This window comes from Caloramator australicus RC3 (assembly GCF_000297115.1).
In the GTDB taxonomy this organism is placed as follows: Bacteria; Bacillota; Clostridia; order Clostridiales; family Caloramatoraceae; genus Caloramator; species Caloramator australicus.
Genome location: NZ_CAKP01000120.1, coordinates 1 through 12,382, shown reverse-complemented (window position 1 = coordinate 12,382; position 12,382 = coordinate 1). Strand labels below are relative to the sequence as shown.

Annotated in this window: 13 protein-coding genes, 1 tRNA gene, 1 rRNA gene, 1 other RNA gene and 1 pseudogene; 2 read left to right on the top strand and 15 right to left on the bottom strand. The window is 35.4% G+C overall.

The genetic code is table 11. The features are described from left to right. The 10 genes and pseudogenes from CAAU_RS11620 to CAAU_RS11585 all read right to left on the bottom strand — a co-directional run. Positions 1–377 (bottom strand): 16S ribosomal RNA (locus tag CAAU_RS11620); the annotation flags it as partial. Positions 378–688: 311 nt separating this feature from the next. Further along, positions 689–865, bottom strand: a complete 177-nt coding sequence (locus CAAU_RS14690) for a hypothetical protein (protein ID WP_008909633.1) — start codon at positions 863–865, stop codon at positions 689–691. Between the two features lie 23 nt (positions 866–888). Further along, positions 889–1,032, bottom strand: a complete 144-nt coding sequence (locus CAAU_RS14685; RefSeq protein WP_008909632.1) for a hypothetical protein — start codon at positions 1,030–1,032, stop codon at positions 889–891. Positions 1,033–1,081: 49 nt separating this feature from the next. Next, a complete protein-coding gene (locus CAAU_RS11615; RefSeq protein WP_008909631.1) occupies positions 1,082–3,013 on the bottom strand; it encodes an OPT family oligopeptide transporter in 1,932 nt (643 codons plus the stop codon). 246 nt (positions 3,014–3,259) lie between these two features. Next, a pseudogene (locus CAAU_RS11610) lies at positions 3,260–4,203 on the bottom strand (thiamine pyrophosphate-dependent enzyme). 11 nt (positions 4,204–4,214) lie between these two features. Then, positions 4,215–5,393, bottom strand: coding sequence for a 2-ketoisovalerate ferredoxin oxidoreductase subunit alpha (porA, locus tag CAAU_RS11605; RefSeq protein ID WP_008909628.1), 1,179 nt, complete (start codon positions 5,391–5,393; stop codon positions 4,215–4,217). A gap of 18 nt (positions 5,394–5,411) precedes the next feature. After that, on the bottom strand, positions 5,412–5,714 hold the full coding sequence (locus CAAU_RS11600) for a 4Fe-4S binding protein (RefSeq protein WP_008909627.1): 303 nt from the start codon (positions 5,712–5,714) through the stop codon (positions 5,412–5,414). Then, complete coding sequence (locus CAAU_RS11595; protein WP_008909626.1) at positions 5,707–6,285, bottom strand: 2-oxoacid:acceptor oxidoreductase family protein; 579 nt, start codon at positions 6,283–6,285, stop codon at positions 5,707–5,709. The genes CAAU_RS11600 and CAAU_RS11595 overlap by 8 nt, the downstream gene beginning before the upstream one ends. Positions 6,286–6,503: 218 nt before the next feature. Beyond that, positions 6,504–6,782, bottom strand: coding sequence for a pro-sigmaK processing inhibitor BofA family protein (locus CAAU_RS11590; RefSeq protein ID WP_051004422.1), 279 nt, complete (start codon positions 6,780–6,782; stop codon positions 6,504–6,506). A 45-nt stretch (positions 6,783–6,827) separates the two neighbouring features. After that, positions 6,828–7,049, bottom strand: coding sequence for a hypothetical protein (locus tag CAAU_RS11585; protein ID WP_008909624.1), 222 nt, complete (start codon positions 7,047–7,049; stop codon positions 6,828–6,830). 115 nt (positions 7,050–7,164) lie between these two features. Here CAAU_RS11585 and CAAU_RS11580 point away from each other — a divergent pair, with 115 nt between their 5' ends. Beyond that, entirely contained in the window at positions 7,165–7,884 is a 720-nt protein-coding gene (locus CAAU_RS11580; protein ID WP_008909623.1) for a DUF6062 family protein, read from the top strand. Between the two features lie 732 nt (positions 7,885–8,616). On the opposite strand, the gene recR is transcribed toward CAAU_RS11580, so the two are convergent. From recR to CAAU_RS11560, 5 genes are all read right to left on the bottom strand, one after another. Continuing rightward, positions 8,617–9,213, bottom strand: coding sequence for a recombination mediator RecR (gene recR / locus CAAU_RS11575; RefSeq protein ID WP_008909621.1), 597 nt, complete (start codon positions 9,211–9,213; stop codon positions 8,617–8,619). A gap of 15 nt (positions 9,214–9,228) precedes the next feature. Next, on the bottom strand, positions 9,229–9,567 hold the full coding sequence (locus tag CAAU_RS11570; RefSeq protein ID WP_008909620.1) for a YbaB/EbfC family nucleoid-associated protein: 339 nt from the start codon (positions 9,565–9,567) through the stop codon (positions 9,229–9,231). A 101-nt stretch (positions 9,568–9,668) separates the two neighbouring features. Continuing rightward, a complete protein-coding gene (dnaX, locus tag CAAU_RS11565; protein ID WP_008909619.1) occupies positions 9,669–11,270 on the bottom strand; it encodes a DNA polymerase III subunit gamma/tau in 1,602 nt (533 codons plus the stop codon). 91 nt (positions 11,271–11,361) lie between these two features. Then, positions 11,362–11,626: signal recognition particle sRNA large type (gene ffs, locus CAAU_RS14390), an RNA gene on the bottom strand. A 3-nt stretch (positions 11,627–11,629) separates the two neighbouring features. After that, positions 11,630–11,722 (bottom strand) — tRNA-Ser (locus CAAU_RS11560). A 140-nt stretch (positions 11,723–11,862) separates the two neighbouring features. Here CAAU_RS11560 and CAAU_RS11555 point away from each other — a divergent pair. Further along, positions 11,863–12,382, top strand: a 520-nt coding sequence (locus tag CAAU_RS11555) for a helix-turn-helix domain-containing protein (protein ID WP_040306598.1), incomplete at its 3' end; no start/stop codon positions are given.

Genomic DNA, 12,382 nt, shown 5'->3' with positions numbered 1-12,382 from the left:
TTGCGCAATATTCCCCACTGCTGCCTCCCGTAGGAGTCTGGGCCGTGTCTCAGTCCCAGTGTGGCCGACCACCCTCTCAGGCCGGCTACCCATCGTCGCCTTGGTGAGCCGTTACCTCACCAACTAGCTAATGGGCCGCGGGCCCATCCCAAGGCGGATTCCTCCTTTGGCTTATGCATCATGCGATACATAAGCTTTATGCGGTATTAGCAGGCCTTTCGACCTGTTATCCCCCTCCTTGGGGTAGGTTACCCACGTGTTACTCACCCGTCCGCCGCTAAGACACCTTGGATTGCTCCTTGGCATCTCCGCTCGACTTGCATGTGTTAGGCACGCCGCCAGCGTTCGTCCTGAGCCAGGATCAAACTCTTATGTTTAAATCCTTAGCTTCTTAAATTACTGCTGGTCGCTTCGCCACTGTTCAGTTTTCAAAGGTCAATCAGCGTTTCTTATCTTATCACGCTTTTTACTCTTTGTCAATATCTTTTTTCTTTTTTCTCGCCGCCCTCGCGACGACTTTTATATATTATCACCATGATTCCATAGCTTCATATCTGTTATAGACCATTATTTGAGTTTATATTACAAAATCTATGTTTTTCTCTTTTAATCTTGAAATTATAGCTATCGATATTCCAGGTTTAGTTGTCAGCATTATTAGTGTTTCCATTCCTCAAAATTCTATTCATTATTCTTTTATGCAAATAATTTTTTTACTCCCCTTAAATTCAATATCGATTAATCCCTTTTGATGTAAATCATTAATTATTAAATCTACAAATTTTTCTGGTTCATTTATTTTAACCTGTTTTTTACTCCAAAATACCCTTCCTCTAATATTTTTTATGAGATCTTGAAGTTCCATAATGCTTGCCTTTTTATTTTTATTTAAATAATCAAGTATTTTTTTCTTGCTTTAATATAAAGCACATTGATAAGTTCGCTAGGCAGTCTTGCCTCCTTTAAATATCCTATATACATTAAAATCATTGTTATTATCGCAATTGATAACACATATAATATGTATTTCACTTAACTTCCCCCCCATCTAAAAATTAGGCGGCAAAAATGCCGCCTTGAATTATTTACTTATAGTCTTGTCCTTTGGAAGATTTGTTTTCCCTACTTTATCTACATACATCCAAAGTGTCCATGCAACTATTAAGAATAAGATTAAAGCACCCCACTGTCCAAGTGGCATACTCTTTAATGCCAAATCGACATTAGCATAAGCAAATGCTGCAAGGATTACACCCATAAGGCCTTCCCCTGCGATAAGACCTGATGAATAAAGAACTCCAACTTCAACCTTTTCCTTTAGAACATCTTCCCTCTTTTCCATCTTATCAACTATACCTCTTATAATACCTCCAACCATTATTGGAGTTGAAAGATGGATCGGTAGATAAAGTCCTATTGCAACCGGAAGTGCAGGTATTCCAAATAATTCAAGCATTAAAGATGTTGCAACTCCCATGAATACTAGGTTCCATGGAAGATTTCCATTCATAATACCCTCAATAACAAGTTTCATAAGTGTTGCCTGTGGAGCGCCGAGTTCCTTTGAACCAAATGTATAAGCCTTGTTGAGCATTATCAAAATAAATCCTATAACTACTGCTGATGCAAGAACACCGATTATTTCACCCACCTGCTGTTTCCATGGTGTTGCACCAACAAGATAACCAGTCTTAAGGTCCTGCGATATGTCACCCGCTATTGCAGCAGCAGTGCAAATTACCGCACCGATAACAAGAGCTGCAATCATACCCTTTTGTCCTGAATAGCCAGCAGCCTTTAATATAACTGTAGTTATTAATAATGTAGCAATTGTCATACCTGAAACTGGATTAGAGGAACTTCCAACAAGACCTACTATTCTTGATGAAACTGTTACAAAGAAGAATCCAAATATAGCAATAAGGATTGCACCTAAAACACCAACTGGAATTTGTGGTAGAACTGCCATTAAAACAACTAGAATTAATACTCCACCAATAATCCATTTTGCATCCATATCGCTATCTATTCTTTCTATCTTTCCTGCTGCCTTTGCTCCAAATCCCTTCATTGCATCTTTAAATGAGTTGATTATAGTTGGAAGAGCCTTAATTAAACTAATTATACCGCCAGTTGCAACGGCACCTGCACCGATGTATCTTATATATCTACTCCAAATTCCCCAGTATCCAAGTTCCTTTATTGGAGCTGCTGCAGGGAAAATTGGTTCTGCAATGTAATGCCCAAAGAATGTAATCATCGGTATAAAAGCAAGCCATGCAAGGATTGCACCACCAAGCATATAAGCAGAAATTCTAGGACCAACTATAAATCCAACACCAAGAAGAGCTGGGTAAACATCAGCACCAATTGCGGCACCTTCATATCCTTTAATTTCCCATTCTATTTCAGTTGGGAATAGCTTTAACCCGTCTCCTAAGAACTTATAAACAAGTCCTACAAGTCCTCCCATGAATATATACTTTGCACCTGTCCCACCTTCTTCACCTGCAACTAAAACTTCAGCGCAAGCAACTCCTTCTGGATATGGGAGCTTTCCATGTTCTTGAACAATTAAATATCTTCTAATAGGAATCATGAAAAGAACACCAAGAGTACCACCAACAAATGTAATTATTCCCATTGTTAATGCATCTGGGCTTTCTCCCCATAAAAATAATGCTGGAAGTGTAAAGATTGCACCTGCTGCAAGGGATTCACCAGCTGATGCGATAGTTTGAACCATGTTGTTTTCAAGAATTGACTTTCTTCTTAAAACAACTCTAACTATTGCCATTGAAATAACTGCCGCTGGTATTGATGCTGAAATAGTCATACCAACTTTAAGTCCAAGATAAGCATTTGCAGCACCAAATATGATGGACAAAAGTATACCTACAACTATTGACAAAGCAGTAAACTCAGGCATAACCTTTTCTGATGGAATGTAAGGCACATACTTTTGTCCCTCCTTAAGACCATAAGCGCCTTCAGGAAGACCCTTTCTTGACATATAACCCCCTCCTTTAAAAAAATGATTATATCTAATTTATATTTCTATAATAAACAAAATTTTCCTTCAAATTTTTCGAAAATTTAAAAATATTTTTAATTTTTTCTAAATGCATGGTTAGAAAAAATATGATATTGACATTCATTATCGTTTATGTTATATTTAAAATAAACCAACATATATTTAACCCTTTAGAGAATAACCCCTATCACATAAAAAAGCTTCGGGCATTTGCCCGAAGCTTTTTTATTTAACCTTCGCAAGGAATAAAAGTCTTTCCCATCTTCTATCTACTTCTTCTTGTATCTTTTGAACTATATGTTCATTTTCTGGCTTTAATAGATGCTTAAATCTTCCTTGAAGTTTTAACCATTCTGTTATTGGCTTCTTTTCCTTCGGAATATAGTTTATCTTGTATTCTCCATTTTCAACTTCATAAAGTGGCCAGAAACATGTTTCAACTGCAGCCTTAACAACTTCAAGCTCAGTTGCAGTATCGCACCTCCAACCTCTTGGACATGGAGTTAAAACGTTCATAAACTTAGCACCTGTAATCTTAAACGCCTTTTCAGCCTTGTTGTAAAGGTCAAACATATATGGAGTTCCAGGAATTACAGGAACAGTTTGTGCAGCATATGGAATATGGTGTGCTACCATAATTTCAGTTAAGTCTTTTCTAAACTGTTCTTTACCTTGCTTTACTTTTCCTGCTGGTGAAGTTGTTGTATCTGCACCATAAGGAGTTGCTGATGATCTTTGGATACCAGTATTCATATATGCTCCGTTATCATAGCATACATAGAGCATATCATGTCCTCTTTCCATAGCACCTGAAAGGGATTGTAAACCGATATCATATGTTCCACCGTCTCCACCAAATGCTATGAACTTATACTTTCCATCAACAAATCCTTTTTCTTCAAAGCTTTAAAAGCAGCTTCAGTTCCACTGCATGTAGCTGCAGCATTTTCAAAAGCAGTGTGAACCCAAGAATCCTTCCATGATGTATATGGATAAAGACATGTTGAAACTTCAAGACATCCAGTTGCGTTTGAAATAACAGCTCTTTCATCATCATCTAATGCCTTAAGTATCCAGTTAACAACCATTGGCGCTCCACATCCTGCGCACATTCTATGTCCACCGGTAAATCTAACCTTCTTCTTAGAAAGCTCCTTTAAATTTGGCATAAAAACACCTCCTATTCTCTTACACCTAAGTAGTTGTAAACTTCGTATTTTCCTGTCTCAATTGCATTGAATAGGTCAGCATAAACCTTTTCAATTTGAGTTGTAGTAACGTCTCTTCCGCCAAGACCGTAAATATAATTAGTAACTATCTTTCCATCTGCTCTTCCATACATAGCGCTTCTAACTTCAGCAAACAATGGGCCACCTGCTGCTGAGAAGCTATCAGCCTTATCCATTACTGCAACAGCCTTAACGTTCTTTAGAGCTTCAGCAAGCTCTTCTGCTGGGAATGGTCTGAACACTCTAATCTTTATAAGACCAACCTTCTTGCCTTGTGCTCTTAAATTGTCAACAACGAACTTTGCTGTTCCTGCGGTTGAGTTGATAACTACTATTGCAGCTTCTGCATCTTCCATTTTGTATTCTTCAAAGAAACCATATTTTCTTCCTGTTAACTTTTCATATTCTGCTGCAATTTCTAAGATTACCTTCTTTGCATTCTTCATAGCTTCAGCTTGAAGTCTCTTGTGTTCAAAATAGTGATTTGGAAGATCAAGTGGTCCCATTGAAACTGGATCTTGTCCAATTAAAGCAAATGGAGCTTCTCTTTTTACTCCAACAAACTTTTTAACTTCTTCATCATCAAGCATTTCAAGGTTTTCAACTGCATGACTTGTTATAAATCCGTCATAACAAACCATAACTGGAAGTTGAACATCCTTATGTTCACCTATTCTTATTGCTTGAATTAAGTTATCATATGCCTCTTGAGCTGATTCACCATAAAGCTGAATCCAACCTGAATCCCTTGCACCCATAGTATCTGAGTGATCGTTATGTATATTGATTGGTCCTGAAAGTGCTCTATTTGTAACAGCAAGAACCATTGGAAGTCTCATTGATGCACCAACATAAAGCATTTCCCACATAAGTGCAAGACCTGCTGATGCTGTTGCAGTCATAACTCTTCCACCTGCTGCTGCAGCACCTATACATGCTGACATCGCACTGTGTTCTGATTCAACTGCTACGAATTCTGTATCTACTTCTCCATTAGCAACGAATTGTGAGAAGTATTGTGGAACTTCTGTTGATGGTGTTATAGGGAAAGCAGCAACAACATCTGGATTTATCTGTTTCATACCAAATGCAACTGCTTCGTTACCACTTAAAGAAACTCTCTTTGCCATATCCTAATCCTCCCCTCATTATTCTTCTGGAACGAAGTCAAGTGCGCCAAACTTACATTGCTTTGTGCAAACTCCGCATCCTTTACAGTGATCATAATCAAATCCCTTTATCTTCCCGTCTTCAACAAGGATTGAATTGTCTGGACATACTACCCAGCAAAGTAGGCAGTGTTTACATTTATCTTCATGCCATACTGGTCTCATTGCTCTCCAGTCACCAGTTTTAAAATCCTCTGCATTACCAGCATCAAGAATTACTCCACCTGGTGTAGTTTCCTTCCAAGTAGTATTTGGTGTTATATTCATCTTTCTATTATTCATTTCCCTTCACCTCCTCAAGTGCTCTCTTTACAGCTTCCATATTCTTTGGAACAACGTGTGGTTTGTTTGCAAACTTATGCTTGAATGAAGCTTCAATGTCGTTTAAGAATACATCAACTGGAATAACACCTGTAATCTTAACAACTGCTGCAAGCATTGGAGTATTTGGGAAGTATGCTCCAAGTGTTTCTTCTGAAATCTTTCTTGCGTCAATTGTATAAACCTTTCCGTTGAAGTTTAATTCCTTTTTAATTTCTTCAGGTGACTTTGCAGTGTTTACTATAACTGCTCCACCTTCCTTTAATCCCGCTGTAACTGGAACTGACTTGATTAATGTTTCGTCAACAACAACAACATAATCTGGTTCATAAATATTGCTGTGGATTGTTATTGGCTCATCGCTTATTCTGTTGTAAGCAGTAATTGGAGCCCCCATTCTTTCTGGACCATATTCTGGGAAACCTTGAATATACTTTCCGGTATTAAAAGCTACTTCTGCAAGAAGTAATGAAGCTGTCTTAGCACCTTGTCCACCACGACCGTGCCAACGAATTTCAACTAGCTTACCCATTTTACTTTTTCCTCCCTTCATTTAAAAAGAAATTCAAGTATAACATAATAATTATTAATTAATAACAGTTGTTTAAAAATAGTAAAATTAAGAATAGTCAAAAATATAACAGAGCATCAAATAGATTGTAACAAACCCTACATTTAAAGTCAATAATTTCAAAAAATAAAAAGGATTCGACATATCAGGCGAATCCTATAAAAAATATTTATTATTTTTTATAACGGATATACTATATATTTAATTAAAAATATTAATAAAAGCCCTGGTATACCTAAAACTCCGACTAAAAACGATGTTATTAAATTGAGCGGAATAGCCGTTTGAAAAAGATTGAGTAATATGTTTAGAGCAAAAACTATAAGTCCTCCAATTGCTGTTTTTAATATAATCTTAAATATGATCAATTTTTTTAATTTCATTGAAAGGACCAATAAAATTAAAAATATAACTACCCCTAAATAGTAAATTATACTTTGATCTATATTCAACATCATAGAAATCCCCCCTTAAATCATATTTATTCAAACAAAAAAATATTATTACCTTAACTTCTTTAAAATATATGCAATTCTTTTTTGAATTGCCTTTTCAGCATAAATTGCATATTCTATAAGGTCAGGATCATCCACATAATTTATATAATTTCTTATAAGTTCAAGCTCTAAAACTGCAGCCTTGAATTCATCCTTTAATGCATCATTTTCATTGACCTTTTCCTTGGCAATATTTAACTTTTCAGCAAATTTTATATTCATTTCCATAAGAAATCCACCTCCCCTATGTTATCTGTTATTATTCCCAAAATGTGGTGGATTTAAACAGATTATTGATATATAATAATTAAGAGTTTTAATATTCAACAAAGGTGTGAAAGCTATGAAGTTATCCATTGAACAACTAAGAGTTTATGAGGCCTTTGAAAATAAAACAGCTGAATGTCCCCTGTGTTTAATTCAAAATGAATATGAAAGGCAATTAATAGAAGTTATATTGGGAGAAATGGTAATGGATTCCGAATTCTACACAAAACTAGGGAATGAATTTTTATTTTGTAGACGGCATTTTGAAAAGCTTAATCAAACCTATGACAAGCTTGGTTTAGCATTGATTCTAGATAAGATAATAGATATTGAAATAAATAATGTTGAAAAAAGTGCTCAATCAATAAATAAAGATTCTTTAATTCGCAAAATATTTAAACCCCACAACAATATTAGATATGATAATAATCAAGAATGCTTTATATGTAATAAAATTTATACCAATATCATTGATAATATAGGCATTTTAATCCATCTTTGGATTAGGGAAAAGGATTTTAAAACCTTATATAAAACCTGTAAAGGTTTTTGTAAAAATCATTATTTATTAATATTATCATATTGTAATCATCATAATACTTACGAAACGGGAATTAATGAATTTATTGAAGTTACAAAAGAAATTCAAAACAAAAGTTTAAAGGAATTACAAAAGGAAATTCAGTGGTTTATTAAAAAGTTTGATTATTTAAATGCCGATGCTCCTTGGGGAACATCTAAAGATGCTGTGCAAAGAGCATTAAAAAAAATAGTTGGTTATAAGGAAGAGCCTTAAATTTACTCTTCCCTTTTGAACGACTTTATTTTCTTTTGAAGGAGTTTAATTGGAATTGAAGGAGTTTTTTTTGAGGAAGACACAAATGTTCTTGTCAAAAAAACCTTGTCAAAACCACCCCATCTCACCTCTTGAAAAATCTACCTCCCATAAAATACCATAAAATAAAGTCTGTCAAAATTCTCAAAATAATTTCCAATTTATTTACACATATTTACAATTATTCATGTCGAAAAGGAAAATAAAGTTTGACAAAAATTTATGGATAAGTGGAATAGTGTTTTAGTTTTTAATAGGGGAATAGTATTAAGTATAGTGGTAAGTAGAATAGCAGTTAGGGGGGTATATAATTCTTACTATTTAATCTTTCATATTTTCATACTTTCCCATACTAAGCACTATAAAACTTATTCTCACTATTAATCTCAATTCAATCACTTAAAACCCTTGAACTTACTAAATCCTTACTAACTATCTTCTAATTTTTTCACTTAAAACTAAACTCCTGTCCTCACTAATCCCAATATCCTTCTCCCTAAAATTCCTAATCACTATCCCCCTTAATTCCCATACCCTATTACCCTATCATACTTAATCTCTAAAATACTAATCCAAATAAAAAAGGAAGAGCCTTAAATTAACTCTTCCATTTTGAACAACTTTATTTTCTTTTGACAAGGTTTAACTGGAATTGACAGAGTTTTTTTGAGGGAGACAAAAAAAAGAAGGGATTTAAATTTCCCTTCTTCCTTCTAATGCCTTACTTAAAGTCACTTCGTCGGCATATTCTAAATCCCCGCCTACGGGGATTCCATGGGCTATTCTTGTAACTTTTACTCCTAAAGGTTTCAAAAGCCTTGCAATATACATTGCTGTTGCTTCACCCTCAACATTTGGGTTTGTTGCCAGTATTACCTCCTTAACCTCAGGAGTAATTCTAGATAAAAGCTCTTTTATTCTAATATCATCCGGACCAATCCCACCTAACGGAGAAATAGAACCGTGAAGCACATGATATATCCCAAAAAACTCCCTTGTTTTTTCCATTGCGATAACATCCTTTGGTTCTTCAACAACACAGATGGTTGTTTTATCCCTCTCTGTATTCTTGCATATTATACATGGATCCACATCCGTTAGGTTACCACAAACGGAACAATACTTTATATTCTTTTTTGCATCTACAAGAGCCTTTGAAAAGCTCTCTACATCTTTTTCATCCATGTTTAAAACATGAAAGGCTAATCTTTGGGCAGTCTTTGGCCCTATTCCTGGAAATTTAGTAAACTCATCAATAAGTTTCAAAAGGGAATGGGGATAAAAATTCAAAAAAATCACCCCACATTAGAAAAGACCTGGCATTTGAAGACCACCAGTTATCTTTGCCATTTCGCTTGTCACAGTTTCCTCTGCTTTATTTGTAGCCTCATTAACTGCAGCAAGAATTAAATCTTGAAGCATTTCAACATCATCTGGGTCAACAACTTCTTTCTTTATTTTTATTTCAAGAAGCTGCTTTTTACCGTTTACCACTGCAGTTACAGCACCACCGCCAGCTGAAGCTTCAAAAGTTCTATTATGAAGTTCTTCCTGAAATTCTTCTATTTGTTTTTGCATTTTTTGAACTTGCTTTATTAAATTATTAAATCCGCCTCCCATTGGTGGCATTCCACCCTTGAACATTTTAAAACCTCCTTGTAGCCTTTATATTATTATATGCAAATACTTGAATGTGGGTCTTTAAAAATTATACCATTTTTTTTATATCTCTCCAAGCCATTAATTTACTCAACCACTTCAACTATATCTTCACCAAAAATTTCCTTTGTCTTTTTAATAGCTTCCTCTATATCATTCTTTTCCTCTTTAACCTCAAGTCTTATCCTAACTGGTTTTCTTAAAACCTTAGAGAAGGCCTCTATAATAAACTTTTTATTGTCTCCCTCTTCGATTTTCTTTTTTGAAAAGGCATATTTGCCTTCAAAGGTTATTGTTATTTCTCCATTTTTTACAGATGTAACATCCCCTAAATTAAGCAGGGAAGCAAGGCTCATCCTTTTATTTACTTTTAAATAATTTAAAACATCCTGCCATGCTATTCTAGCTTCATCTAAAGTAACATCAACAGTTAATGCAGCCTCCTCCTTTGCCTCCTGTTTTGCTGCTTCTTCTACCTTTAATATTTGTTTTGTTTCCTTTTTGTGTTCTTCCCTTAAATTTACATTTATATTTACATTTCCAGATTTTATAGCTTCCTCTAGTCTATTTAATCTATTTAAAATAACTTCTAAGGAAGTGTCATATTCTATTCTGCAAAACTTAATCACCGCCATCTCAAGGGCGATCCTTGGCTGCATAAATGTTTTTGCATCGTTTTCCGCCTCTATAAATATATTTATCCCCCTCATTATTTCTTCACTTGAAATTCTGCCTGCTTGATTTTTAAGCTCCTTTATATAATCTATACTTGCATCTATAATCTCTGAAGGGTTTTTAGAGACTTTAACCATTAAAAGGTTTCTAAGATGAGCAATAATTTCTTCTATAAAATTGTTTATATCCTTACCTTCTAATATAATTTTATCTACAAGTTTCAGTGAATTTTGAATATCCTTTTCAATTATCAAATCAACAAGTTTAAAAATATTTTCCTTTGATGTTAAACCTAGTATTGATATAACGCTTTCATAATCTATTTTGCCGCTTACTGTAGAAACCAATTGATCAAGTAAAGACAAGGCATCTCTTAATGCACCATCAGAATTTGAAGCTATAAGATCCAAAACATTTTCTTCAATCTCTACTCCAATTTCGTTTACAATAAGCTTTAGTCTTTCCTTAATCTCATCCTTTTTAATTCTCTTAAAATTAAACCTCTGGCATCTTGATAAAATAGTTACCGGAACCTTTTGAGGGTCTGTTGTAGCTAATATAAATACAGCATATTCAGGGGGTTCCTCTAAGGTTTTTAAAAGAGCATTAAAGGCATGAGTTGACAGCATATGAACTTCGTCTATTATATATACCTTGTATTTTGCCTTTGAAGGAGGAATTGAAACAGTATCGATAAGATCCCTAGCATTCTCAACTCTATTGTTAGATGCAGCATCTATTTCAATAAAATCAAGTAATGTTCCTTTGTTTATTCCTGAACATATTTCGCACTCATTACATGGATTCCCATCTATTGGATTTAAACAGTTTATAGCCTTTGCAAATATTCTTGCTGTCGATGTTTTACCTGTTCCTCTAGTTCCTGAAAAAAGATAAGCATGCGATATATGTCCAGCTTTTATTTGATTTTTTAAAGTTTTAACGATAGGCTCCTGTCCGACAACTTCGTCAAAGTTTTGAGGTCTCCATTTTCTATAAAGAGCAATTCTCATAAAATCAGCTCCTTTAAAAATTAAGCTGGTGACTTAGCACCAGCTTGATGTCTGTATATAAAAAAAGACCTGGCAATCCAGATCTTTAAGGCCGTGCACCTTGCCTTGATATAAACCTACAGGCGTTACCCTGGTAGTTAGCTCCAACCAGGCTTCCCCATGGCACACAGAAGTGCCTGCTTACCGTTGCTTCCTCCCGGACCTGGCGGGGTTCACAGGTTTCTGTTGCATAGGACCCAGTTATCAACACCACTTGCCAGGGGCAGTCCCCACAGGCAGGTACCTCAGCAAGGAATTCAACCCTGCTATAGCGGATTGCAGGTTACAGGGCACCGCTACCTCCCCGTCTAGCACGGCCATGGCGGAGAGAGCGGGATTCGAACCCGCGGAACCCTTTATAGGGGTTCACACGATTTCCAGTCGTGCTCCTTCGACCTCTCGGACATCTCTCCATATGGCACTTATAGATTATACTATATTTAACGAAATAATTCAATAACAATTTTTGTAAGCTTGTGATTATTTTATGATAATGTCATGTTGTAGAGTAATATGATAAAATGTCACTATGAGGAACGAGGTGTTTTATTCAATGTCACAAAAACAAATTAATAGGTATGTTGTCATTCAAAAATCCCTTGAGGGTTTATTAACTGTCAAGGAAGCAGCAAAGGTTTTAGGCCTTAGCGAACGTCAAGTTATTAGATTAAGAAAGGGTGTGATGCAAAGCGGGGTTTCTGCTCTTATTCATAAAAACAAAGGCCGTAAACCTTCTCATGCTGTTTCCGATGAACTTAAAGGTAAAATTATCTCTCTTAAATTGTCTGACAACTACAAAAATGCTAACTTCAAACATTTTAACGAGCTTCTTGAAAGATTCCATGGCATTAAGCTAAGTTACTCTACCATCTACAATATCCTTAACTCTACCGGTATTAAAAGCCCTAAAAAGCGCCGTAGATTTAAACCCCATACAAGACGAAAAAGAAAACCACAGATGGGGCTTCTAGTTCAGATGGATTCCTCTCCATTTGATTGGCTGGGTATTGGCTGTAACTATTCTATCCATGGTGCTATCGACGATGCTACTGGCAAAGTTCTCGGTCTTTATA